Source organism: Parachlamydiales bacterium (assembly GCA_041671045.1).
Lineage (GTDB): Bacteria > Chlamydiota > Chlamydiia > Chlamydiales > JABDDJ01 > JABDDJ01.
The window spans coordinates 1-25,792 of sequence record JBAZCF010000009.1; the positions used below are offsets into that span (position 1 = coordinate 1).

Below are 25,792 nucleotides of genomic sequence, written 5' to 3' on the forward strand. Positions count from 1 at the left end.
TATCTGATCTGGTTTCATGCCGACAGATTATCACAAGCGGCTATGCAATGTGAATTAAAATTTCACTCTACCAAATTTTTCATTCAGATGCCCCGACGAAGGAGGGGTATCTGAATTGTTACGTTGCAAGTTTAAATTTTGGATCTGGGTAACAAGTTCTTCGTATGTTTGCATTTTGTACATCGCGTTTAAATGTCGCGACTGTAAAAAATATAAAATTAGATAGCAAGTTAAAATTTAAAAAAACGTCACGGGGTGTAGGGGGAGCTGCTGCCAGCCGCTTTGCGGCGCTGGCAGCAGCTCCCCCTACACCCCGTGAACGCTTACTTTTAACTCATTTCTTTCCTATCAAATGATTTTTAGCATATTCAAGTGCTTCTTGAAACTCTAACAAAGGAAAAGTCCACCATTTATTTATTTCGGGAGGGTATATTTCAATGATAAATTCTTGAGATTCATGTGAGATTTCGGCTAGCATTTCATCTTTGTAATAAATTTCACAGATCAAATTTTCTTTGTCGACCGGACTACCGATGAGGAATGTAAAATCATTTTCTGACATATATTTAACTTTTTAAGGTTCTAAGAACATAACAAATTCATTTTTTTGATTGTATCTTACTCCACGACCATTGAGAGCTTTAATATCTAATACATTCCCAAATTTGGTTTTGTGAGAGAATTTCATAGTACTATTTGGATCTGTAAGAATCTCATCCAAAATAAATTGTCCTTGTTCATTTATTGTAGATGCTTTTCCATTCGTTTTAGGAAAAACGCTTCCTGGTCTTGATCCATGCTTTTGTAAACCCCTTCCTGCATTTGTTAACCCGTTACGATCTAACATCTGTCCAGCTTTAGATAGCGTATCCAAACAAATGGGACTCTCTTGTTTTGTAGCTGGTTGAACTAATTCTATATGGGTTTAAAATTTTTCTGTTACAGATTTTTTAGCAGGAGCTGCGACTGTTCTTACGTTGTTGGTGGGCACAGCAGAGGACGAGCTTGTGCGGGAGGTGAGCAAGTTGTAGCCCCAACAGACGTTTCTGACGATGGAAACACCGTAACGGATGGGGGGATAAGTAGCGGCAGCGATAACTCCGCCTTGTCCAACGTATCTAAAATTAGCTCTTGTTTCGCTGATATTTTCTTCCGGCAGATTGCTTCCGAAGACTAAGTTTTTAGCACCTTCATAGGTGCCTATCGCTGATTCTTTCGTATAGTATTTTGTGGATTCATAGGCGGAAGAAACACCTGAGCAGAAGGAATCCCAGCAACCAGCGAAGGTCCAGAGGCCGTAGAGATCGCAGTAGGCGAGGGGGCTGTGGTGGAGGTAGGCATAGGGGTTAGGGCCGTCGATGAAGCCGAGGGGGTCGGGAGTTAGCCAGCAGCCTAGCTGAGGGACGAAGTAGCGTTGACCAAAGTAGAGAAAGCCTGTTTCAGGGGCGAGGCGTTTGGTGCTGAAGCGCCAGGGGGTTGTGAGGGAGCCTTCAGAGGATTCTTCTTGAAAGGCGCTGTAGGTGGTCCTTTCTACGCTGTTTCCTTGGGAGTCGAGCACGTGGATGACATTTCCGAAGGCATCGTGGATAGGGATGTAGAGTGCATCGTTTATTTCATAAGCGATGGCAGCACCAATTTCGGCACCCTTTCCAAGGCCGAGGATGCGTAGTTCGGTGATGTGTTTGTTGGTATTGCAGGAGCCTATTTCGTTATCACCGATGTAGATGAAATACTGGTCGTTATCGAGAGTGGATTTTCGGAGGCGTCGATGGAAGGAGTCGTAGTGGTAACGGGTGATCTGATCACCGTTTTTGACTTCGATGAGGCGGTCCAAGGTGTCGTAGGTCAGAGAGAGGGTGTTTCCTAAGCGGATGAGGTTGCCGTTGAGGTCGTAGCCACAGGTAACCTCTTCTTTTTGAAGAACTTGGTGAAGATCGTTGAAGGCTTGTTTGTGCTGGTCGACTTCTAAACGATTGTGGAGTGAATCTAGGACAAAGTTGTGAGAAAAATCCCCGTTTTCTGCGGTTAGTTGGTTTAGTTCGTCATAGTTGTATTGGGTGGTTTTGGCCTGTATCTGATGAGAAAGAACATTGGATAGGGCATCGTAGGTTAGGTTTTCATTATGCACTGGGGAATTGATGGAGACAGGTCTATGCAGGACATCCGTAGTATAGTGGATGCTTGCAATGCCTTTTGGAAGGGTGACTGTTGTGAGCTGTCCTGACAGCGCATGTTGATAGGTACAGTTGTAGTCTTTCCTATCGATACGGGTAAGATGGCAGGGATTGTAGTTATAAACGATGTTAGACTGGTCGGGTAGATGGATGCAAGTAAAGCGATCTAGGCTATCGTATTGATAGGTACTTTCGAGACCGTGTGCGGCGCTTTCTTTGATGAGCCGTCCATGCGTGTCGTATTCGCGAGAGGTGATTTCGTTATGGACAAGGTCTTCGACTTTGATGAGGTGGTCATTCAAGTCGTAATGGTATTGATAGTGCACAGAACTATCAGAGGAAGAGAGAGAAGAGGTTCTGCCTAGGTCGTCATAGGTATAATAAAGATGGATGCCGTTATTTTTAGTGACTTCGAGGAGGTTTCCTGAAAGATCGTAGCTATAGAGTGTACGTTTTTCTTCTGGTTTGCCTGCAGCTTCGATTTTGACAATGACGTGTCCATTGGCATCAAAGAGTTGAGTATTAAGCACTTCCCTTTCTGCTTGGCCTGGAGCAAATATGGTTTGCTTAATATGCTGAGGATTACTTGCTTTATCATAGAGGATGGTTTCGGCATGCAGGTAGGCACCCGCGGCATTCATTTCTAGCGTTCTCACAGGACGTGTGAGGGTGTCATATTCGACAACTTTACGTCGGCCTAAAGCATCGATCGTTTCAGTGCGGGGGATACGTTGTCCATATTCGTTGAGATGCTGGGTATGATAGATAAAATGCGTTTCGTTTCCAGCGGCATCGGTTACCTTGAGAGGTTTGCCCTGATGGTTGTATTCAGTCAGCTTGGTGGCGTACTGATCGGCTTGCTCTTCTTTTTCCAGGATGCAGTTGCCATCTGCGTCGTAGGCATAGTAGATGCGGGAATAGATGTTTCCGGTGCTATCCTTGACTTCTTTGCAGATGATGTTATTTAAGGCGTCGTAGTGACAGCAGGCGATTCTTGGCCCTTCATGCTTCTCTTTCACCCTTCCACAGGCATCATAAGACAAGAGGGTGCATTTATCTTCGGTATGTGTGGAGGTTAAGTATCCAAAGCAGTCGTAGGTGTAATGGGTCGTAATGCCTGAAGCGTCTGTTTCGCTAAGAAGATGGTTGTGGTTGTAGATAGAGGAAGTTGTCTTTAAAAGCTTATTTGAGGAGGAATAAACTTCGGTTTTGATCACACGTCCCTTGTAATCGTTGGTGTAGAGGGTGGTCAAGCCAAAAGTATCAGTATGCTTTTTAAGCCAACCTTTTAAGGTGTATGTCCAGGCTTCTGTGGCTCCGTTGGGATGGGTTTTGCTGAGAGGCTGTCCACGTACGTTATAAGTCGTTTTAGTGATATTACCTTGCGCATCTGTCAGTTGGGTGCAATGGCCTAATTCATCATAATCCCGTTTTTCGGAAGGTCTATAAAACTGACCGTTTTCGTCTTGAACAGGAGGGGATTGAATTTCGATGAGCCTGTTGAGCGTATCGTAAAAGTAGTTTGTCTCATTGCCGTAGCTATCAACTGTGGCGACTTTACGGCCTAGTTCATCATAGCGGATAGATTCGTCTAGTTTTTCGCCTGTCGATAAAAAGGTACTTGTGCAAACGAGGCGATTGCAGTAATCGAAGCCAAATTGTTTGTGGTAATCTTGACGTGGGCCTTGTTCGATGACCAGGTTGCCGTTGGCGTCGTAGGTGCGTATTATCTTTCGCGCTAAAGGATCTAGCTCGGAAATGCAGTGTCCCTTGGCATCGTATTCACGGATGTAGGAGCCAATGTAGGCATTATCGCGGTTGAAATGGTTTTCAGTGGTGATGTTTCCTGCCAGATCATAGAGGTATTCGGTCCGTTTAATGAGGCGTTCTACCCCAGCTGAAAAATCATACGCTTTTTCAATAACGTGATGAGGCAATCCGACAGGCGTGGCTAGATGCGGGATGGTTTCCTTAATATATCTTTCGGTAGCCTCTTTAAGGACGCGTTCGTCGGGGTGCGAGCCATCATCCGTAATTTCGCGGATTAAAATTCCTTTGGAATCATAGTGGTAGAAGTTCCTTTCGCGGATCTTTCCATCCACAAGAAGATATTTGGCTGTCATGACATTTGTATCGGGTTGATACTGATAGCGCGTTTCGACCTGATCCGTTTTCTCGCTTAATAACAAGTTCATGCCATCCGAGCTATATGTCCGCGCAACCTGTAGATACTCGCTGCCATTATCTTGCGGAACCCCTTGGTTATCAATCACTAAAGGTATTGTATTTTCCCCGCTCAAATTACCGTAGAAACGTTCTTCGATAGGATTCCCATACGCATCATAGGTAAATTTCTCACAGTAGATTCCATTGCCTTGACCATCTTTAGCATAACGGGAGATGAGGTTCCCTTTATTTTCCTGTATGCCCCACTGCATATTGAGGGTATAGTAGGGCGTTTTGTCCAGTGTATGGACAATTTGGTTCAGTTGGCGCCAATTATTGTAGTAATACGAAGTGGGATGGTTGAGTGCATTATAGACTTTGGTACACAGCACTTTAGGGAAATATTCGAAAGTGGCTGTGGGAATATATTCTCCATTCACTCCGGCAGGTTCTACGATTTGCTTGATGCGTCCTCGTAGGGGGTCCTTGTCCCCTACAGCCACATTTCCAAAAAACAAACGGTTATTGCCTTTTTGGTAGTAGCTTAGATCTAAGCCCCGACCATCAGGTCTCCGTAGGTTTGCCAATCTATTTTTTTCGTCATAATAGTAGTTTTCATCAGGTCCATTAGGACGCAAAACGGAGGCTAGTAAGCGGGCACCCTCTCTTTTGTGGTAATGGTAATTCACAGTATAAGGGGATGAACCTGCGATTTTTGTAGATTGTCTCCTCTTGCCATGTGAGAGCTTTGCTTTTGCAAAAGGGCTGTTATCTACACCAAAGGAAGTGATGGTTTTAACGCGATTATCCTTATTCAAATCCATATGGAAGCGTTGCCCGTTAGGCAAGATTTCATCGCTTAACAGATAAGTGGCTTCATTCGGCACCTTGCCATTCTCTTCCAAAACGAGCCACGCAAAGTACTGCCTGTTTTTGGCTCCATCAATATGGGAAAAGGCGCATCCTTTCTTTTTCTCCACCCTGGCATTCTTAGGGTTGGTCTGTCCCGAAATCTCACCATTGGCATTGGTCAAACCCATTGCAAGCGCTTCGTCGGATAGAGCGTATCCATTGGCATCTTTGGTGTATTTTGAGCTAATCCACCCACCTTCTTTCATGTAAACAAAATGTTCTTTCTTCTGATTCCTAATCTGGACAATGCGACTGGAGTGGTTGATTTCCCAGTTGTAGGATATCTCGCATTGGTTTTGAGGTTCGAATACATTAAAGCGCTTTTCCGGGTCGGTGGAGGGTTCTTCCAAGAATGTTGTCCGCATTTCAGGTATTCCCGCTTCCTTATGTGGAATAGCCCCCATGTAGGAACGCTGGATGACGATGGGCAAGGCGCCGGGAACAACCATATCGACTTGTGAACTGGAGTATGTTCCCGAGATGACGTTTACACCTTTGACAAAGGCGGAAGGTTCCGACCCCAAAATAGCATGAGAAGGGTCGTAGGTATTCACGGAATTTACATCTGCGCGCAAAGGTAGCGAAAAAAAATAGCTAATAGCAAAAAAATACGAATCATAAAAATGCGGAACGTTTTGAAATGGAAATAAGAGCAATATAGGAAGGCTTTAAAATTTTAATCAAGAAAAAACAAGAAGGGCATGAATATCATCGCAACGCGCCTCCCTCGCCATACATACGCAGGCTCCGATATCGACATCATTTTCTCTGTCCTGCAAAATGTGTCTGTCGAAAAGCTGGTGTAAATGGACTTGGATCTTGAAGAATATATTTTATTTATCGTAACAATTCAGATACCCCTCCTTCGTCGGGGCATCTGAATGAAAAATTTGGTAGAGTGAAATTTTAATTCACATTGCATAGCCGCTTGTGATAATCTGTCGGCATGAAACCAGATCAGATACCTTCTTTCCCAATTCTTTCCGGCCAGCTTTTTGATTCTCTACCTGAATCGATTCGTTCTTATATCCGTTATCTGGAATCAACCATCCAGCACCAGCAGGTTAGCATCCAGCAACTGGAGGCTCGTGTGCATGAGCTTGAAGCCCGTTTATCAAAAGACAGCTCTAATAGCAGTAAGCCTCCTGGGAGCGATGGTTTGAAGAAGAAAATAAAAAGCCTTCGGGGTAAATCTGATAAAAAACCAGGAGCTCAACAGGGACATGTTGGGAAAGGCTTGGCTCAGGTAGGCACCCCTGATTTCATCATTACCCATACCCCAACAAATTGTCATGGATGTGGGTTAAATCTTAGTCAGGTGGATGGTGCTTGCTCTGAAAAACGTCAAGTCTTTGATATTCCGCAACCCAAGATTGAAGTGACAGAACATCAAGCTCTGGAAAAAAAATGTCCTTGCTGTGGAGAACTAACTAGAGGGGCTTTTCCAGACCATGTTAGAGGACCTGTTCAATACGGAGAGCGTGTTCAGGCATTGACAGCGTACTTTGCCCATCAACATTTTATACCTGTTGACCGTGTATGCCAGATCTTTGAGGATGTTTTTGGTATTACCATTTCGCCAGGCACCTGTTCCAATGTTGACGAAAGGCTGTTTCGACAGCTCGAATCATTTGAAAGCAGTCTCAAAACATATTTGTTGGCAGCACGAGTTTTACATTTTGATGAAGCAGGTATTTTGCCTCGGTTTCAAGGAATCGGGATCCATGATCATTGGTTTCCATACTTCGCTTATCAGCAGATTACACATGGATTATGCAATGCCCATCATTTGCGTGAACTCACATTCACATTCATCAACGAACAAGAAAAAGAAGATTGGGCTAAGCGAATGAAGGATCTTCTCATTTTCGCAAAAAATGAAGTTGAGGGACACCTAGAGCAGGGAGCACTTCCTCAAGAGGTTTTGCTTCAAATAGAGGAGACATATGGTCAGATCATTGCTGAAGGATTGGAGTATCATTCGCTGCTGCCTCCGTTACCCAAGGGTAAACGTGGAAGACAAAAACAGCGAGATGGTAAGAATCTTTTGGACCGTCTTAAAGATAAACGTGGCTGTGTCCTTCGTTTTATGTATGATTTTTCAGTGAATTTTACAAATAATCTTGGGGAGCAGGATATCCGCATGGTAAAGCTCAAGCAAAAGATTTCAGGTTGTTTTCGAATATTCAAAGGTGGCCAGATTTTTTGTCGCATTCGTAGTTATATTTCTACTGCTCGCAAGCAGGGCTGGGATATTTGGGAGGCCTTGGCTGAGGCAGTTAGAGGTTGCCCAAGACTATTAGCTATTCATCAAGAAAACGTTTTCCAAACAATCGCTGTGTAAGTCTCTTCATTCAGATGCCCGACGAAGGAGGGGTATCTGAACTGTTACAAAAAAATAACCCTTCAGGTTTTATATGGGCTAAAATACGCTCTATTTGATTTTTCAATTCTATTTTTGGGATGTGAATCAGAGATGTCATAGCGACGATAGCATCATATTTTTCCACCAAGCTATAATCTTGAAAACGTACCGTATGTACAGTAAGCCCCTTGTTTTTTGCTTTTTCTGCTGGTCGTTCTGCAGGTTCAATACAGGTAACCTTATGCCCTAACTCCGTTAGCCACAAAGCTAATGCTCCGGGTCCAAACCCTATTTCGAGGATATTACTATGAGGTTTTAAATACTTTAGCAAAGTGCCTTTTAACTTCTCACCAAAGGGAATGCTATCAAAGCATTCATCAAAAGCATTATAAAACGTCTTTATTCATTACATCTTCGTTAGTCATGCTCCCGCCTTGATCCCTAGTTCCTTGAGCAAAGCGACCACAAGTTCCACCTTATCACCCTGGACTTCAATCACTCCGTCTTTGACTGCTCCACCGCAACCTAGTTTTCTTTTGGCCTGCGCAGCTATCTCTGCAAGTTCCTTAGAGGATTTATTCAGGTTAAGCACTACCGTAACCACGCTATTTCCTCTTTTTTGTAAGCGCACTTTAACGGGCTTTGAAGAGGTTTTCTCAGGTTCTTTTTTGGGGATCCATTGTCCGTCAATTGTAAAAGGCATATAATGTCATCTTATTCAAAAATTTTCCTAATTTATAGACAGGATTAGGCATGAAGTCAATGCACGATTACACTTTAGAAACTGAACGCTTTGTAATGACACTAATACATGATAGCGATGCACAAGATGTCTTTACGGTGATGAACGATCGTCAAACGGCAGAAATTATCTCATTCCTAATCTGGCCTGTGACCATGGAACAAGCCGAGAGCTGGTGCGAACGATCGATTAGAGGCTTTGCAGAGAAAAAAGAATTTCTTTTCATAGCACGATCTAAAAGCGATCATCGCCCTGTGGGATGCATTTCTCTTCACGGAACGAATGAGCCGAATATTGCAGAAGTGGGTTATATGGTAACTAAGGATTGCCAAGGCCAAGGGTGCGCAACTGAGATGCTTAAAGCCATTATCCCTTTCGCCTTTCGACTGTCGAGAGTCTCTTTCCTGCGCGCAACAGCAGCTTTTGAAAATGAGGTCTCCTCGCATATATTGAAAAAGCAAGGCTTTGTCCTTATAGGTAAAAGAGACCTTCCTACTGCAAAAGATACAATCCTTCATTGTCATTTATACGAATATGCCCAATCACCTGTTCAAGAATAACTCTTAGTTTGTTAAGTTAAAAAAATAATAATTTAACAAACTCTTGTGGACAATGGATTACTCTTTTCTTGCCTTCCTATGTATTTGTGTATTTGCCTTAGTTCATTTAAGTGCAGACAAAACAAGGCAATTTTCTTTCTTATCACACAGCCGCCTGCTTTCTACCGGCAGTGGTGTTGCTATTGCTTATGTATTCATCGACTTACTTCCTAAGCTTTCTGAAAGTGATGTTCTCATTAAAAAGTCGATAGAACCCTTTTTTCCCTATATTGAGCATCACGTCTATATTATGGCATTACTAGGTTTTCTATTATTCTTCACTGTAGATAGATCAAAAACTCTCATCAAAAATCAGTCGGCCTATTTCTGGCTTTCGCTCTCTTCCTATTCACTGTTCAACTTCTTAGTCGGTTACGCAGTGGTCGATAAAAACAATCCCGAAGTGCAACCTCTGCTTTTATTTTCCATTGCACTGGCCCTCCACTATTTCATGAATGACTATTCCTTGACTGAAGCGCATGGAAATGCCTATCGCCATGTGGGTAGATGGATCCTTATTGTTAGTCTTTTCTTAGGCTGGCTGACCGGAATTTATTTTGTCTTATCAGAAACTGCAGTCGCCCTTATTAGTGCGTTTATCGGCGGGGGTGTGATTATGAATGTCACGCGTCATGAGCTTCCCGAAGAAAACCCTAATAGTTTAGGAGCTTTTTTAGCAGCGGCAGCGGTTTATACTATTATACTATTAAGTACATCTACACTTAAAAATATGGTTTATTCATTTCAATAGTATTAACAATTGAATTTTATCGTTTAATAGCTTACAATTTTTAAAATTTTGTAAGGTGTATCTCATGAAAATCCATTGTAAAGTTCAATTATCATCTGAATCTTTTCAAGCAACCACTATAGACATCGAAGAAGAAGCGGCGAATGCGCACTGGGAAAAAGGTCTTCCTTACTATATCGTGCATGTTCGAGATAAGTCAGATTCTACTTCTCGCTTCTTGGATATGCATGCTTTCTTTGAGACTACAAAAACTCTAAGAAATAGTGAGTCTTCATCGCAGGAAAGGTGGTTTTTCAGGCTCCATCACTACGGAAGATCTTTTACAGAAAAGACCTTTGAGCACACAAACTGGGAAGAATGCGTTAAAGATTATGTTATCTTTAAGATTGCCAACTCCCTTTGCATTGCCCGCCCAAGCTCACATCACAGAAATAAATTAAAGAGGGCCCGGAACTTTATTAATCGCCTACCGCATGAAGGTCAATTAATGCAACAAGCCAATTATAGCGGCATGTTCACTTGCGTTAAAGTACATGACGCATTTAATTTTGTACTGTTAGACATCCTCTTTGACAGCCATATGGCTCAAAAAGCGCGCCCTCCTTATTATGAGCATCAAAAAAGCGTCGGCGCACATATCTCTGTCATCCATGACTATGAAAGGACATTTCATCATGTTATTTCCGAAAAGACGATTCGCTTTACTCCCGGTGAATTGAAATTCTTACGCAATGGCATTGACCTGATGATTTTTCTAGAAGTTGAATGTGAAGAATTATCTGAAATCCGCGAGGAGAATGGCTTAGATAAACTGATTCGTGGACATCCTTTTCATATTGCAATTGGATATCTTGATGAATATTACGAAGGTAAAACATGATTCCCTCCAGCCTAATTTCCGCTATCGCCTCTGAACTGAAGGATGCTCCTGAAACTGCGGCAATTACTATTACAAAGAACAGCCACGGCTATAAAGTCGAGCGATATGATACAACTCCCCCTGCTGAAAGCGTCTCACGGTCCATTGAGTATTTAAAAGAATGCTTTGGGGTAGAACGTCTCCAACGTATCTGCAAGAAACCCGATATTTCATTAAATGCTTCTGAAATAGAATCTAATACACTCATTCTTACTAAAACGGTGATGCGTAATATCCTCATCGGAGTGGGCGATGTTCAAAAAGCGGATTATGATGAAGTTGCACAGTTGCCACCCACAGAAAGACATCAACGCTTATTTCCTTTTGCATCCTCTATGAAATCACTTACAGATGCTCTGCTAGGAGCAGCCCCTAAGATCAGCGATTTCTTCATCGATAGGGCTAGTTCTTCTGGAAAAGGCATTAAAGGCCTCATTGAAAGGATATTCCTTTCGTTAAATCTCCAGTTAAACTTAAACAGAAACCAGGACAACCTGCAAAAAAACGACTACATTATTGCAGAAACCATCACCTCGCAATTAGCAGACCGCGAATGGCAGGAAAAGTCACTAATCCAATTGGGTACCGCAACCCAGCCAAAATATTACTACGTGGATAAGGTATTGATTAAAGGAGGAGCTTACATTTCCATACTCAAAGATGTGGATGGCACGGAACCTCCTAAGATTATTTGTAGAGGAACCGCTGCTAGGCCAAGTTCTACCGATGCGATAAATTCCCTACTCAATGATTTATTGATCGAAATCGGTATGAAAGGTGTGAAGGCTGTCTGGCCTGAGCTGGTGGAATACCTTAACGCTAACGAGATAAAGTCTGTTGAACTCTATGGGAAAAGTATGGGCGGCGCCCAAGCACTGGCCTTAAGTGTCTTGCTTGAAGGTGTTCTAAACGTTCATGTGGACTGTCTTACAACTTACTGTTCCGTACAAGCAGGCTATGCTGTAGAAATTTTCAATCGCGAAATCTTAGGCAAGCGCACTGAACAGGATCCCTTTCAAATCGTCGTCCTAAGAAACGGCGGTAAAGAAAACGAAACAGACAATGTTCCTATTGTGGGAGGACTCCACCTAGGGGCTGATGCACCGCAAAACAAATGTAATGTCAGTGTCGTTTATCTCCAACAGGGTCAAGAAGGCGAACAGGTTGACGTTTTACCTCTAGAGATGGGTATCTTTAGTAGAATCTTTAGATTTTTTAAATCTTTTCCGGGCCCGCATTGCCGCCAATCCACATTAGATAACTTTAATTTTAAGAAATTAGAACCCGCAGAAGCACAGCAACATTTACGTGTAGGTCTTATTTTTGAGAAATGCCGATTATTTTTAGCGTATGCTATCCATTTACTCACCTTTACTCTATTTAATGGGCAGTTTTTTTCTGAATTTTATTCAGAACAAAAAGCGATGGCATCTTCTAAAGTAACGTCTGGTATCTCTCCAGTTGAATTTGTATCTCCCACTTAAATCATAGAATGAAAGTACGGTAGAATACCGTACTTTCATAATTCCTTAGGTAAATGAGGAACCTAATAAGTAATTAGTATTCGATAAAGACCTATACAGTTCTTTTTTAAACTCATTGCTAAGAGCCAGATTCACAATCGTTTCTATATCTTCAGGGTTCTCTGCAATTAGAAGATCCATAAGTTTTTTTGTGACAGGTGTTAATTGATTGTATCTTTTCCGCTCTGTAAGATGTCTATCAGCAACTTCCAAACTATCCACCGATTTATCTTTCGTACAATAATAATCTATTCTGTCGATTTTTCTGCTCATCACTTCATAAATAACGCTAGCGAAGGAATACCTTGTTAAAAGCTTTAAACAGAGCCTTTGTTCTTTATTTGTCTTCGCTAACTTGATTTTTTCAGCTAATCCCGCATGCAGGTAATTGCCGGAATAGCTTATTTGCCCCGATTCGCATAACTCATCATTCTGTGGAGGCAAAGGTCTTAATCCCCTGAAATCTACAAGCAGAAGGCGAAGGTCATTTAATACAAAACTATCACAATTAACAGTTACATTGGCAATTTCTGCTGCTTCCAAAGCATAAAGAACTCCAAAAAAGTCGAGAATAACCTTATAGGCTTCCTGATTACTAACATTAAATGGGGCATCAGGATCGAAGTGTTTAATTAAGGGGTCTCCAGCTTTGTTAAAAATAAATGCAGCTTTATTTTCAATTGTTAGAACTGCTCTAGGCTGTTGAAAGGGAATATGATCGCCACAAAGACGTTTTATTTCTTCTTTTATTGGATCTGAAATTTTTTCCATCAACTTCGAAGCAATACCACTATTCGTTAAAATAACTTCACTTTTATTTTCATGACCTAAACAAACAACAGATTTACTGCCGTTATGTAATTCAATGCAGGAATGAAATACTAACTGGGGTGTTGTTGTTTTTTTATTAGAAACTTTTAAGATTTCCAAAGCAAGCGTACCATCTTCTTTTTTATTCAAACGTGCGTATAACTTTGATACTTTGATTAAACCTGTTTTTTTTACTAAAATATATTCGTCAGAATATTCTTCAGGACGGGCTGTAATCAATGTCAGTGCATCTTTAGCTAGTTTAGTATATTTTTTAATTTTATTCTTATCTTGAATGGATGAAGTGAACCCATTCAAAATATTAATTTGTGTTTCATTACTAATATTAAAACCAATAGCAGCCATAGCAAACCTCCTTTAATTATTAAAAAACCAAATTCAGTATACATCTAAATATAAATTAAAACAAATAAAATTAATTTAATTTAACAAATAAGCGTATCAACACTTAAAAAAAAATGGAAAGTAAACTTTTGTAAATTATCACGATAATAGCTAGACTACTTCCAAACTTTTACTAGGAAGATTAACATGACTTCATCTGACCTTTATTTCAAAGAAATCCCTTCACCCGTCGGGACGCTCAAACTCGTGGCAAATGACCAATCCCTTATCGCCATCCTTTGGGAAAACGATGATCCCATGCGCGTTGAGTTGGATGAGATGACGCAAAATGAAAAACATCCGATGCTGCTTAAAACAGAAGTGCAATTGAATGAATACTTTGCCGGCACACGGACAGCCTTCGACCTACCCTTCGAATGCATGGGAACAGAATTCCAAATCCAAGTATGGTCCACATTATACCAAGTACCCTTTGGCACCCTCCAGTCCTATGAAGATATCGCCATCCAAATTGGACGCCCTAAAGCAGTACGAGCAGTGGGAACAGCCGTAGGTAAAAACCCCTTATCTATTATTGTTCCCTGCCATAGAATTGTCAGAAAGGATGGTCTTTTAACAGGTTTTGCAGGAAGCATTGAAGTCAAAGAAGCCTTGCTTGCCCACGAGAAAATAAGCTTTAAAAAATAAAGTTTTTACAATATATAGACTCCCAGCGCTATAACACTAATGATGGGAGCTCTATGCATAAGGTACTAACTTTACTTCTATTTTTTGCCTGCACTTTTTCTACAGTGTATGCTCAAGGCAACTATGATGAAGACTGCTGCATAGAAAACCCTGCTTGCGATCCCTGCAATTCCTTTTGGACTGACGGCTGGTCCATTGAAGGCCGTGGTGCCGCCTTTATTCCACTTTCGAATAGATTTAAGAACGTTTACGGTGATGTTTTACCCGAAATCCAAATTGAAATTAATAAGAACATCTATTGTGACTGGTCCATATGGGCCAACGTGGGATATTTATGGAAAAATGGCCACTCTATTGGGTTAGACAACAAAACCCGTTTTGAAATGGCTCCCATTAGCTTGGGAATTAAGTACTATTACACCATCAATGATTGTTGGAAAGCTTACCTAGGTGTGGGAGCTGTATATTCATTATTGCATATCCATGACGACTCCTCCTTTGTTCAAAGAAATGTCACCAAAAATGAATTCGGCGGTGTGGTGAAACTAGGTGCAAATTATGACATCAACTGCAACCTGTATTTAGATATTTTCGGCGACTTTAGATTCCAGGAATTTTGTTTCCACAGTTCATCAGAAGCTAGTGTAACACGTAATAATGCCAATCTGAATGGCTTCATTCTAGGCGTAGGCCTGGGATGGAAATTTGGCCTGTAATTCACCCTAATTCTATTTTGCGAAGCGAAACGTTCCTAGTATTGGAGTGCTGCAACTTGTCGAGGACACGTTTTAATCAGCCAACCCAGTTGACGGACTATAGCTGCGTGGGTCCACAGGTACCGCTTGAGGAATAATAAAGTTTGCTATTTCTTTACTTGAAGAAGACATCTTTGGTATTTTAGATACAATATTCTCAACAGTAGTCACCACATTATCTCTTCCTACACCATGAATTAAAGGCTGCGCCCATTCTGCTACGCTTCCTTCTTCCATTGGGAAGTAGAGCTTTTCTGAAGTAATTTCTTTAGAGGCAGAGTTGAATTTCAATATTCCCATCTCCATAAGCATTAAAGCTAAATATTTAGGATTAGGTTTGCCATTGCCATCCTCTAAAAACAGGTTGGCATCACTCAAAGAAAAATCTTTTTCTAGTTCATTCGCATCAATTTTACTTTGAATAAATTCCTTCCACCAATCACTGTAATGTTGTGGGGTGTAATAAGTGTGCATCGCATCTGTTACTTCAGCTAGGATCTTATCACTTGTATACCGTAAATTTGCCGAATTGAAGATCGCTTCCAGTCCAATAAATAAGATTCTGTTTAAGAGATCAAAATACGATCTAAAGTTGTACAATATTTCTTTAGTAACAATAAACACTATCTTCAATGCCTTAAATGCGATCAAGGCACAAAATTGGATCTTTGATAAAATACTGTTATTTAAAAGATCGCCCCCCGTAAGGTCTGAAATAACTATTGTCTTTTCAAAAACCTCTTTTATTACTGTCATACTAGGTTTTAATTCTTCGACAAGTTTAGTTATTCCCTCTAAAAGATCTTTTGAGAAAGAAATATACTGCTTTGAACCTTCAATATGGATAGCAGATTTTGCTGACCAAAACGCATATCGATATTGAGGAAGAAAAATACGAGCGGCCAAAACTTTTATTGGATTGATCTGAACCGTTTGGTCCGTTGTCAAAGAGGTAGAGCTTGTCCCTGTATCGGGTCCGATGAGAGACATTGCTGTGTTATAGTCATGCAAATCGATATTACCATCCTTTTTTACGGATGGTAATAAGTTAGACGCAACAGTATTCAATATATTGCTAGGGGAGAGCTTTCTAACTTCACTATAAATTGCCTGGTTCACACCTTTTCTTTGTTGGAAGAGCATGTGTATAATTCTTGTTTGCAAACTTGTTACAGGAGTTTCTTTTTCAATAAACAAGTTTGAAAAGCAGTTTTCAATGGCCGCTTCAATCCCTGTGACACAGTAGTCGCCACCTTCACAAAACAGTGGAATAATGATTTCATCTTTACGTTGTTTATACCGGTCTTTTTCCTCTAAGGATTCACTTTGGGTAATCTTGGAATCTAGTAAATCTAAATAGGCAATGATTTGTTTAGCTTTGTCGATTGTCTCATCAAATTTCGACATATTTCCGGGTGCTTTCGTATCGCCGGATAGATCAGACACCAATTTGTTCATTTGAGCTTTGGCGAATTGTTGGATGATTGGAATCCAATCTAAATAATTGCTAGGATCTTTCTCATGAAAACGGAAAGCCTCCTGTTCTTCTAGATCTTCAATAACTATTTGTAAGGGTGCTTTAACACTCTCATCTTCCGAATTCCAAGCACTGTAAAGAATTTCTTTTCCTTTCCGTGTTTGAAATAACTCAACTTTTTTCGATTCAATGAAAGAAGCTTTTTCAGTGTCATCCAGATTCTGCAGGTCTTTTCGGGTGATGAAATTTAATGAGGTGAGGCAGGCTATCCAATTTTCCAGATTTCTTTTTACCAATACCTGATTATTTGGATCTCTAATCTTCTTTGCTTGAAATGTGTGGACAGCTTCATTACCAATAATAGCCTGGACCTCTGCTAGCCTCCAGTTTTTCTTGATAAAATCTTCTCCCTCTTCCAATAACTGGTTTTTCAAGAGTTTAATATTCTCTTGATTCTTTAAATCCCAGTGAGCATATTTTTCTTCTTTCCATAATTTAAGGACACGCTTCCAATTTTTATTTGATGCAGTATTTTCTTCTTTTATATAGTAATTAGGGGGTAAGTTTAAATAGTCTTTAAAAGTAGTAACTTTCCCTAGAGCTTCCCTTAACTCGGGAAATTTCCCCATCCTAATTTCATTCAGAAGCTCCCGCCCTTTAACTTCATCTAGAATTCTCCCTTTCATTGCTACGAGTGTACTAACCGTGATGGGCGAAGGTTCTACACCTTCCTCAAGCACCAAAAATTGCGCAAAATGTCTTGTCAAGTCCTTTCTTATGTCTATATGATCCGTCCGGAGGTCTGTATTCATCGTAGAATTGATGTGGGTAGGATTCACTAGAAGGCGGGGATCATTTGCTTCCAAAGATTGAATTAATGATAAATCCAAAATACCTTTTGAAAGCGTAGGTTTTCCTTCCAGCTCTTCCAATGGAGGGTATTGCAATTCAATGTCTGCATTTCTTTTCTGTATCCATCTATCTAAGGGGTATTTAACTAAATTCAGTACAGGCATAGCGACTTCGTTAGCCAAAAGCAAAACACCTAAAAGCCTTAAGAAGACTGCATTGGGAGTAAGAATCAATGCTACTGCTGAAAGTGCAGGTAAATACCTTCCCATGAAGATACTCACACTTTGTGGAAGCTTATCATTTTGTTCCAGTACATTCACGGATATCATCATTAATGCGCCTGCAGCTTCAAAATAGAACCCTAGGTACAGCTTGAAAGCGCATAGGGCTATCTCAGCGATGATGAAATCATCACTCAATTTCTTAACTACATATTTTGAAAATTTACTAACAATTGCATATTTTTCTTCACCGATCATTTCTCTGTTATATTTGTATATTAGATGGAAAAATGTTGAACTCTGGCTTTCTTCTGAGCCCTGCACATACGATCCTAAGTTTATCCCTATAGATAAAATAAATTTAGATAAGGCAACTGTAAGCACCATAGGGGCTTTGGCGACAAGACTTATATTACATCTAGAAATAACGTTTAGGGCATCTAAAGCGACTAAATTCATTAAGGATGAAATATGCCATCCAGCCCCCCAATAATCGTTGCCTTGTCGAACCGTTTTCTCGTTGTTATGTGCAGTCGCAATTTGATACCCAAACCCAAACCCGCCGGCAAAGGATGCGATTTGCGTATAGTTTAGAAATTGAGTCATAAATTAACCTTTTAGGTGGTGAATGCACAAATTTAGCATCAATAGAGTTGCAATTAGAAACGAAAATTGATAAAAAAAGCACATTGCTAAAACAATACCGAAATATTTTTAATATAAATTGTTATTAACTATAATTTATTTTATATATGAAGTCAACAAATAGATAAGAGATGCAATTCCGGCAGAAGCAGGAATTGTTAATATCCAAGCCCAGGCAATTTTTTGGGCAATTCCCCATTTGACAGCAGATACCTTATTTCCCAGCGACCCTACTCCAATGATAGAACCCACAATTGTATGTGTTGTGGAGACAGGGACACCCAAATACGTCGCCAAATATAAAGTCACTGTACCGGCAGATTCGGCACAGAAACCACCGACAGGACGAAGTTTAGTGACTTTCATCGCCATCGTTTTGACAATACGCCAGCCGCCAAAAGCGGTCCCTAATGCCATCGCAATTTGGCAGGAAAGAATAATCCATAAGGTATCAGGATCATAAAGAGAAAGCTCGAGATCGCGCGGAACAAGTTTTGCAGCGAATAAAACAGCCACAATAATGCCCATTGTTTTTTGTGCGTCGTTTGCGCCGTGCCCAATTGAATATAATGCGGCCGAAACAAACTGCCCTTTACGGAAAATGTTGTTGACACGCGCGGGCCCCCAATTCTGAAAAATCCAAGAGATCGCCACCATAAAAAACATGCCTAAAGCAAATCCCATTAGAGGAGCGATGAAGATAAAAATACTGATTTCAAATAAACTGGGCCAATTTAACACTTCCCAGCCACCGTGTGCTGCACCTGCCCCTGATAAGCCCCCTATTAATGCGTGGGATGAGCTTGTCGGTAGTTTCCACCACCATGTAACAAGGTCCCAAATAGTAGCGCCTAAAAGACCATACAAAATAACATTCACATACATTGAATCCTGCGGATTGATTTTCACAATCCGTGCAATAGTATCAGCGACACGCGGAGCAAAAATAAACATAGCGATAAAATTAAAAAAGGCAGCCCAGACCACCGCAGCTTGAGGTTTAAGAACTTGTGTAGATACAATCGTCGCTATAGAATTGGCAGAATCATGAAAGCCGTTGACAAAATCAAAAATAAGGGCTACTACAACTGTGATAACAACCAGTGCTAGGGTCATTTCCATTATTAGACGTACTCCAGAATAATACCTTGAATGACGTCTGATGCGTGAACGCAGCTATCTGTCGCCTTTTCTAAGTTATCGTAGATTTCCTTCCATTTGATGACCATGCGTGTATCAGGCTCTTCCTCGAATAATTTCCCTAAAGAGCTTCTAAGAATATCGTCAGCCTCGTTTTCCAAGACGTGTATCGATGCGCAAATCGCCGCGATTTCCACTCCATCCCCTATTTCATGCAACCTATTTACAGCTTTCTGCACTTGTACAGCAGCACGGCAGATCACATCTGCAAAAAGGCGTGTTTCCTCGGTTAAAGTCTCTATTTTGTAAATGATAATCCGTTCAAAAGCCTCGTCAATACAGTCGATAATATCGTCCATTCTAGTCATCAACCTATAGATATCATCTCTATCGATAGGAGTAATGAACGTCTTATGTAAAGACTCTAAGCAAGCATGAACAATAATGTCAGCCTCATGTTCATATTGCTTAATGACCTTATGATTACTGCATGATAACCTTTCGTGGGAAACCATCTCTTTGAATTTCTCTGCAGCTTCAACAACTATGGCAGCATGTTTAGCGAAAAATTCGAAATAATCTGTTTTATAAGGTAATAAACTGGAAAACATACTAATCCCATATTGTAAATAATTATTTTATGCATAACATCAGAAGTGGTATGAAATAAACTCTTTTTACTCTACGGAATGCATATGCTTTGGGATTATCTGGAATCGCTGCCTTGGTCGTTAGGCGCACTTATCATGGTGGTAGGCTTGGTATTGTTCGCCATCGCAGGAGTGTTGATCGTACGTAAAACCATTAATCAAAAAACACTGCGGTCCCATCACGATGTAGCCGCTGTTGTTTTTGCCAATGTGGGTGTCCTCTATGCTGTTTTACTGGGATTCACCGTAGTGAATGTGCAGACACGATTTGATAAAATAAAAGAAACTGCGCACTTGGAAGCCTCCTATTTAGCCGAACTTTTCCGCGACTCTGAAGTCTTTCCCGAGGCTAATAAAATTGAAATCCGTACCGCACTAAGAAACTATGGTAAGAGTGTGCTCACAGATGAGTGGGTCACTATGAATCAAAAAAATTTCAGTATCTTAGTCAATCAAAACTTGCATAACGTATGGAAAGCCTACTATGCAATAGAACCTAAAACTAACCGTGAAATTGCCTGGTATAATCAATCCATAGATAAACTTAACAACTTAATGACAACCCGCTTAACACGCATATTGGGAAGCAAAGAATCCCTAGGTGGAGAAATGTGGTCCTTACTGTTGATCGGAGGCTTTGTTTTGACAGGATTTATGGGCTTCTTTGGCTTAGAAAACCTAACCTCGCATATTATGATGGCTTCGATACTTGCAGCTGTAACAGCCTTCCTACTTTTTTTAATTTACTCGCTGGATACGCCCTTTTCCGGAAATCTAACCGTCTCTACGACAGTCTATGATAACGTACTGAAGCTGCTAAACTGAAGACAAGTCAAAGATTAATATAATCAATTGACTTAAATAAGTAATAATCAATATTATTTAGTTTATAAACCTTGCAATTGGAGCAAAGTACTTTTATGCGTACCATCTTTCCAAGATCGCTGACAGTTCAGCCGTCTATGTCCACTTTAATCCCCTCCTCCCTCTTTGCTTCATTGAAACGCAAGCCCACTTTCGTTTCTTCTAAACGAAAATAATCCTTATTCATTCTAATTTACTGCTTTTACCTGTTGGAATATCCAATAGAATAATAAATTTTATTTTGTGGTGTTAATTATGTTAGAATCTTTTTTTGATCTCCTATCTATTATAGATAGTTTCTTTTGGAGTTACGTTGCTTTTATTTTGATTATGTTTCTAGGCTGCTTGTTGACTATCCAAGCACGTTTCTTCCAACTACGCGCTCTGCCCTCCATTTTCAAGACCTTTGTCCAGTTGATGAAAACATCCACAAGCGACGAGCGCGGCGTCCACCCGCTTAAAGCATTTTTCGCCTCAGTAGGGGGAATGATCGGCATCGGTAATATGGTCGGTATCGTCACCGCCATCCAAATAGGCGGACCCGGTGCCCTAGTTTGGGTATGGGTTGCAGCCCTTATCGGCGGAGTCATAAAATACTCCGAGATCTACCTTGGCCTTAAAAACAGAGTGAAAAATGACCGCGGCGGCTACGACGGTGGCCCCATGTATTTCCTACGCGCAGCCTTCAACAATACCTGGGTTCCCTTTCTGATTGCGATCATGCTTTGCATCTACGGAGTGGAGATCTATCAGTTTGCAGTCATTTCCGATAGCGTAGCGACAAATTTTGACTTGAACCGTTATGGCGTCATTGCTGCAATTATCTGTATGGTCGTTTATGCTAGTGTAGGCGGCATTCCACGCGTAGGGAAAATCTGCAGCTTGGTCATGCCCAGCTTTGTTGTCCTATACTTAGTTATGGGAGGATGGGTGCTGCTGCAAGAAATTACGCTTCTGCCAGGAATCCTGAAGGATGTCTTTGTCGCTGCCTTCTCAGGTCATGCTGCTGTGGGAGGCTTTGCCGGTAGCAGTGTGTTACTTGCAATACAACATGGTATTGCCCGTGCAGCGTATTCCGGCGATATAGGTATCGGCTATGATTCCATCATCCAAAGTGAGTCCAGCACAGTCTATCCCGAACGTCAAGCACGTTTGGCTGTACTTGGAATCTGCATTGACACAATCGTCTGCACAGTAAGCATCCTGATTGTATTGTTGACAGGGGTATGGAAAGTTGAGACCCCTATCGAAAGCTCCCAGCTTATCCAAACAGCGTTGAGCAACTACTTTCCCTACATGCATGTATTCATGCCCGTATTTATTTTCATTGCAGGCTATACCACAATGATCGCCTACTTTTGTGTAGGAATCAAATGTGCACGCTTCGTCCATCCAAAATATGGCAAAATGGCTTATATCATTTATGGAGTATGCTCCTTGGTGTTCTTCTCATTTTTCGACCAGACTCAAGCATTGATCATAATGTCCATTTCAGGGGCAATTTTGCTGTCGGTAAACTTGGTAGGCATATACATGCTTAGACATCAGATTCGTTTTGAGCAGGAAGTGGAAGTGCCTGTTGATGACGTGAGAGAGAGAGTTTGCGTAGTTTTGGATTAGAGTAGAGGCTCTGCTCAGCGTGACGTGGGCGATGTTGAGGTCTGTGTAGCGTTTTATTTGAACGCAAAGACGCAGAGAACGCAGAGAAACTCCGCCCCACATTAGGTTGTCACTGGCATGGCTATTTTCGTACCGATCTCACATCGCTGCGGTCCCCCGCGGGACCGCAGCGCCGACGTTGACATGCTCGCTGACGCGATCATGTCAAGGATTTCAAAACACTTCATAGAATAAACAAAATCGCAGTTTTCACAGCAGAAACATGTTTGTAAACTTAATGCCAGATCGCATGACCAAAATGAGCTGTTTCCATTTGGGTTTATCCTGCAAAAATCCTGACTAAATTCGGTGTCGTGTAAATGCTTGACGTGACCGCGTAGCGGGCATGTCAACGTCGGTGCTGCGGTCCCGCGGGGGATCGCAGCGAAGTAAGATCGGTATGAAACAATCGTGCAAGTGACAACCTAATGTGGGGCGGAGTTTCTCTGCGTTCTCTGCGTCTTTGCGTTCAAATAAAACGCGACACAGACCTCAACATCGCCCACGTGATGCTGAGCGAAGCATCTTTGCGTTCAAATAAAACGCGACACAGACCTTATCATCGCCCACGCCATGTGACAAAGACTATAAGTCTTGCTTGAAAAACTCTTTTATATATCTATAAGCACGCTTGCTAAACAATATCATTGTATGCTCGGCATGCACCGTTTTGTGTTGGTGAGGTGTATTTAAACGTGTTTCATCCACAGTGACGGTACTATCGCTTTTTCCCTTAATCCAGGGATTAATATTTTTAGTCCCTGCAATCACTAACACTTGAACAGTGTCAGGAAATTGTCCCAAGAATTCGAAATCCGCCTGCGACCTTAATTGCTTTCCGGCCTTCTCTTTTCCAATCAAATGAGAAAAATAATATTGATCCAGGAATCTACCCCAGCCTGCACCTTGGTTTGGTGGTGCTAAAAGGGCAGCACGGCCAATTTTGGCTTCGGGCGGGCATTCAGGATGATTCATAGCAGAACGTAACACCAATCCGCCCATGGAATGAGTAATAAAGTTGATAGGTACGCCCGGTTTTTTCCTCGCGAGCTTCTGTAAGTAATGAGCTAGATCAGCGCCATGCTCTTGAATAAGTTTATCTCTACTAGGGTATGCCCAGTGCTTTACATATACATGCTTATCGGAATAGCCGCTGGCCATATATTTCATATTCCAAGTATCGCCGAGGAATCCGTGAATGGTCACCAACCTTTGATGTTCAATGGAATGCCCATTTAATATTGAACAAAACAGTAATGCAAAAGATACTATAAATAATTTTATATTACTCATTGTATATTCATCCTATTCAGCAATGGGTAATAATAACTCTACAAACACTTATTGCAAAATCTTAAATTATCTATTTACTAGTCGCATCCCTGTTTCCAAGCCGCTGATAGATTTCATATCACTCTCTGAAAGCTCAAAATCAAAAATGGAAATATTCTCCAAAAGATGATTTTCAGAGCCTGCTTTAGGGATAGTGACCACCCCTTTCTGATAAAACCATCGCAATGCCACTTGAACAGGAGTTTTATGATAACGCTCACCGATCTCGAGCAATGTGTCATTTTCGCTAATAATGCCTTTGGCTATGGGTCTGTAAGCTGTAACAATCACTCCGATCTTTTGACAGTAGTCGACGAGTTCTTTTTCTTGGAGGAAGGGGTGCATTTCAATCTGGTTAGTTAAAATATGAAATCTATCCCGCTGGATGGACTCCAAGTGGGACTTCATAAAATTGCTAATTCCTATGTATTTTACCAAATGGGCTGGGATTAGCTCCGACATTGCCTCTAGGGTATCATTTATGGGGATATCCTTAGAAGGCCAGTGGATCAACAATAAGTCGAGATAGGGCGTATTCAACTCTTTAAGTATCCGCTCACACGCACGTTTGACATTTTGCGGTTGCAGCTCATCGTTGATGATCTTTGAAACAAGGAAAAGTTTTTCGCGCGGAAATTTTTGGATACCCGCGCCGACAGCTGCGTGATTCTCATAAACATCCGCTGTGTCAATATGACGATAGCCCAAATCTAGAGCTATTTTAATTGTCTCTTCGCACTGCTTGCCATTAAGGCGCCATGTTCCCAATCCTATAGCAGGCATAGGGCCAATTAGGGGGATATTCTTCATACATCCTCTCGATTAAAGTTACCTTTTATATACGATAGTGGATTTTTACTAGGAGCTAGATTGCTAAGGGAATTCTTGGGTTGAAATTTATTAAGCTTTATGCTATAATATTAATTATGATTACGACAGCCCACTCTTATTCTGTAATTATCTCCATTATTATTGGCAGCTAAGCTGCCATCACACCCCCGCTTTGCTACAAAATCTAATCACTAATTATTAAGGTAAAAATGAATAAAGAGAGAACTCTTGCGCTTACTACCGGTTTAGCGCTTTTTTGTATGTTTTTCGGTTCGGGTAATCTAGTCTTTCCTTTGATTGTAGGAACTTTTGCTGGGGCAAATACTTTTTGGGCCACGCTAGGCTTAATTTTAACAGCTGTCTTTATGCCCTTGCTAGGTTGCATCGGCATTCTTTTATATAAGGGCGAACCGTCAGAATTTTTCAAGCCTCTAGGTCGCAAAGGATTTCTACTATTCTCCTTTGCATGTTTAGCATTGATGGGCCCATTTGGTGTATTAGCACGGTGCTTAACTGTAGCTCATGGGACATTCATCTATGTTATGCCGGATGTATCGCTCGCAACTTTTAGCCTAGTATCTTGCATTTTACTTTTTGGCGCTGCGTTGTTCCGCGATCAAATTATGAAATTACTTGGAAATTGGCTAACGCCTTTACTTTTGCTTTCCTTAGGAGGAATTTTTGTTTTTTGCTTATTGAACGCCGCTGTCAAGACTACCATTGAAACAACGGTTTGGGAAGCTTTTGCTATGGGATCCTCGCAAGGTTATCAAACCATGGATCTGATGGCTTCGCTCTTCTTTTCAGGGTTTGTCATCGCCCAGCTTAGAACGCAGACTGAAAATTCTTCTGTGATGATGAGAGTATTTTTCCGGGCCGTTATTGTAGCAGGATTATTACTAGCTACAGTATATGCCGGATTAGTCTTCTTAGGATTTCAATATTCCGCTCTTTTGACGGAAGTGAGTCCGCAAAGCATGTTGGCCACGATAGTTTTGCATGTCTTAGGGACCTGGGGCGGTGCTGTTGTCTGTGTAGCTTTTGCCTTGGCCTGCTATACCACAGCCTTAGTACTGACTGTCTTATTTTCTGATTTTATACGCAAAGAATTCGTTAATAATAAGGTACCTGAATGGTCCACTTTATTGTTGACACTGGTATGCGCCTTTGCAATCTCTACCTTGGACTTTTCTGGAATTGCAGAATTCTTAGCCCCTATATTAGAGACGTCATACCCATTTCTTATTGCTTTTACAGTATGGAATATTGTTAGAGCTTTATGGAGTCCAAGCCCAAAGATGGCTATATCCGAATAATGAATAGATAGGTGCGGCACTTGTTGCCGCACCTAT

General features: G+C 41.2%; 21 protein-coding genes. 10 read left to right on the forward strand and 11 right to left on the reverse strand.

Annotated features, from left to right (window positions below; translation table 11 throughout):
- Window positions 1–334 precede the first annotated feature (334 nt).
- From WC222_09430 to WC222_09440, 3 genes are read right to left on the reverse strand one after another with little or no spacing between them, the layout of a single operon-like run.
- Window positions 335–562, reverse strand: coding sequence for a hypothetical protein (locus WC222_09430; protein ID MFA6916606.1), 228 nt, complete (start codon window positions 560–562; stop codon window positions 335–337).
- Window positions 563–574: 12 nt separating this feature from the next.
- Window positions 575–874, reverse strand: coding sequence for a hypothetical protein (locus WC222_09435; protein ID MFA6916607.1), 300 nt, complete (start codon window positions 872–874; stop codon window positions 575–577).
- A 51-nt stretch (window positions 875–925) separates the two neighbouring features.
- Window positions 926–5,827, reverse strand: coding sequence for an RHS repeat-associated core domain-containing protein (locus WC222_09440; GenBank protein MFA6916608.1), 4,902 nt, complete (start codon window positions 5,825–5,827; stop codon window positions 926–928).
- 371 nt (window positions 5,828–6,198) lie between these two features.
- On the opposite strand from WC222_09440, the gene WC222_09445 reads away from it, so the two are divergent.
- Complete coding sequence (locus WC222_09445; protein MFA6916609.1) at window positions 6,199–7,596, forward strand: transposase; 1,398 nt, start codon at window positions 6,199–6,201, stop codon at window positions 7,594–7,596.
- Window positions 7,597–7,606: 10 nt separating this feature from the next.
- Here the strand turns inward: WC222_09445 and WC222_09450 are convergent, their stop codons facing one another.
- Together WC222_09450 and WC222_09455 are read right to left on the reverse strand one after the other, a co-directional pair.
- Window positions 7,607–7,948, reverse strand: a complete 342-nt coding sequence (locus WC222_09450; protein MFA6916610.1) for a class I SAM-dependent methyltransferase — start codon at window positions 7,946–7,948, stop codon at window positions 7,607–7,609.
- Between the two features lie 90 nt (window positions 7,949–8,038).
- Complete coding sequence (locus WC222_09455; GenBank protein MFA6916611.1) at window positions 8,039–8,320, reverse strand: translation initiation factor; 282 nt, start codon at window positions 8,318–8,320, stop codon at window positions 8,039–8,041.
- 50 nt (window positions 8,321–8,370) lie between these two features.
- Between WC222_09455 and WC222_09460 the strand changes: the two genes are divergently transcribed.
- From WC222_09460 to WC222_09475, 4 genes are all read left to right on the forward strand, one after another.
- On the forward strand, window positions 8,371–8,919 hold the full coding sequence (locus WC222_09460; protein MFA6916612.1) for a GNAT family N-acetyltransferase: 549 nt from the start codon (window positions 8,371–8,373) through the stop codon (window positions 8,917–8,919).
- Window positions 8,920–8,971: 52 nt separating this feature from the next.
- Window positions 8,972–9,709, forward strand: coding sequence for a hypothetical protein (locus WC222_09465; protein ID MFA6916613.1), 738 nt, complete (start codon window positions 8,972–8,974; stop codon window positions 9,707–9,709).
- A 64-nt stretch (window positions 9,710–9,773) separates the two neighbouring features.
- The gene (locus tag WC222_09470) at window positions 9,774–10,589 is read left to right on the forward strand and encodes a hypothetical protein (protein MFA6916614.1); all 816 of its coding nucleotides are present in this window, start codon (window positions 9,774–9,776) and stop codon (window positions 10,587–10,589) included.
- On the forward strand, window positions 10,586–12,112 hold the full coding sequence (locus WC222_09475) for a hypothetical protein (GenBank protein MFA6916615.1): 1,527 nt from the start codon (window positions 10,586–10,588) through the stop codon (window positions 12,110–12,112). The genes WC222_09470 and WC222_09475 overlap by 4 nt, the downstream gene beginning before the upstream one ends.
- Before the next feature lie 45 nt (window positions 12,113–12,157).
- Here WC222_09475 and WC222_09480 read toward each other — a convergent pair whose 3' ends face one another.
- Window positions 12,158–13,327 (reverse strand): hypothetical protein, encoded by a 1,170-nt coding sequence (locus WC222_09480; GenBank protein ID MFA6916616.1) that lies wholly within the window; start codon window positions 13,325–13,327, stop codon window positions 12,158–12,160.
- 186 nt (window positions 13,328–13,513) lie between these two features.
- Here WC222_09480 and WC222_09485 point away from each other — a divergent pair, with 186 nt between their 5' ends.
- Both WC222_09485 and WC222_09490 read left to right on the forward strand, forming a co-directional pair.
- Window positions 13,514–14,014, forward strand: coding sequence for a methylated-DNA--[protein]-cysteine S-methyltransferase (locus WC222_09485; protein MFA6916617.1), 501 nt, complete (start codon window positions 13,514–13,516; stop codon window positions 14,012–14,014).
- A gap of 53 nt (window positions 14,015–14,067) precedes the next feature.
- Window positions 14,068–14,730: an OmpW family outer membrane protein gene (locus tag WC222_09490; GenBank protein ID MFA6916618.1), complete on the forward strand. Its 663-nt coding sequence runs from the start codon at window positions 14,068–14,070 to the stop codon at window positions 14,728–14,730.
- 72 nt (window positions 14,731–14,802) lie between these two features.
- Here WC222_09490 and WC222_09495 read toward each other — a convergent pair whose 3' ends face one another.
- The 3 genes from WC222_09495 to WC222_09505 all read right to left on the reverse strand — a co-directional run bounded on the left by WC222_09495 (window position 14,803) and on the right by WC222_09505 (window position 19,715).
- Window positions 14,803–17,925 carry a hypothetical protein gene (locus tag WC222_09495; protein MFA6916619.1) on the reverse strand — a complete coding sequence of 1,041 codons (3,123 nt, stop codon included), beginning with the start codon at window positions 17,923–17,925 and terminating at the stop codon, window positions 14,803–14,805.
- A gap of 135 nt (window positions 17,926–18,060) precedes the next feature.
- Window positions 18,061–19,086, reverse strand: coding sequence for an inorganic phosphate transporter (locus WC222_09500; GenBank protein MFA6916620.1), 1,026 nt, complete (start codon window positions 19,084–19,086; stop codon window positions 18,061–18,063).
- 2 nt (window positions 19,087–19,088) lie between these two features.
- On the reverse strand, window positions 19,089–19,715 hold the full coding sequence (locus WC222_09505; protein MFA6916621.1) for a DUF47 family protein: 627 nt from the start codon (window positions 19,713–19,715) through the stop codon (window positions 19,089–19,091).
- Window positions 19,716–19,799: 84 nt separating this feature from the next.
- Between WC222_09505 and WC222_09510 the strand changes: the two genes are divergently transcribed.
- Together WC222_09510 and WC222_09515 are read left to right on the forward strand one after the other, a co-directional pair.
- Entirely contained in the window at window positions 19,800–20,579 is a 780-nt protein-coding gene (locus WC222_09510; protein ID MFA6916622.1) for a DUF4239 domain-containing protein, read from the forward strand.
- A gap of 294 nt (window positions 20,580–20,873) precedes the next feature.
- The gene (locus tag WC222_09515; protein MFA6916623.1) at window positions 20,874–22,238 is read left to right on the forward strand and encodes an amino acid carrier protein; all 1,365 of its coding nucleotides are present in this window, start codon (window positions 20,874–20,876) and stop codon (window positions 22,236–22,238) included.
- 624 nt (window positions 22,239–22,862) lie between these two features.
- On the opposite strand, the gene WC222_09520 is transcribed toward WC222_09515, so the two are convergent.
- Both WC222_09520 and WC222_09525 read right to left on the reverse strand, forming a co-directional pair.
- Window positions 22,863–23,570, reverse strand: a complete 708-nt coding sequence (locus tag WC222_09520) for a hypothetical protein (GenBank protein MFA6916624.1) — start codon at window positions 23,568–23,570, stop codon at window positions 22,863–22,865.
- 66 nt (window positions 23,571–23,636) lie between these two features.
- Entirely contained in the window at window positions 23,637–24,419 is a 783-nt protein-coding gene (locus tag WC222_09525) for an aldo/keto reductase (GenBank protein MFA6916625.1), read from the reverse strand.
- Between the two features lie 230 nt (window positions 24,420–24,649).
- Here WC222_09525 and WC222_09530 point away from each other — a divergent pair, with 230 nt between their 5' ends.
- Window positions 24,650–25,756, forward strand: a complete 1,107-nt coding sequence (locus WC222_09530; GenBank protein MFA6916626.1) for a branched-chain amino acid transport system II carrier protein — start codon at window positions 24,650–24,652, stop codon at window positions 25,754–25,756.
- The last annotated feature ends 36 nt before the right edge of the window (window positions 25,757–25,792 follow it).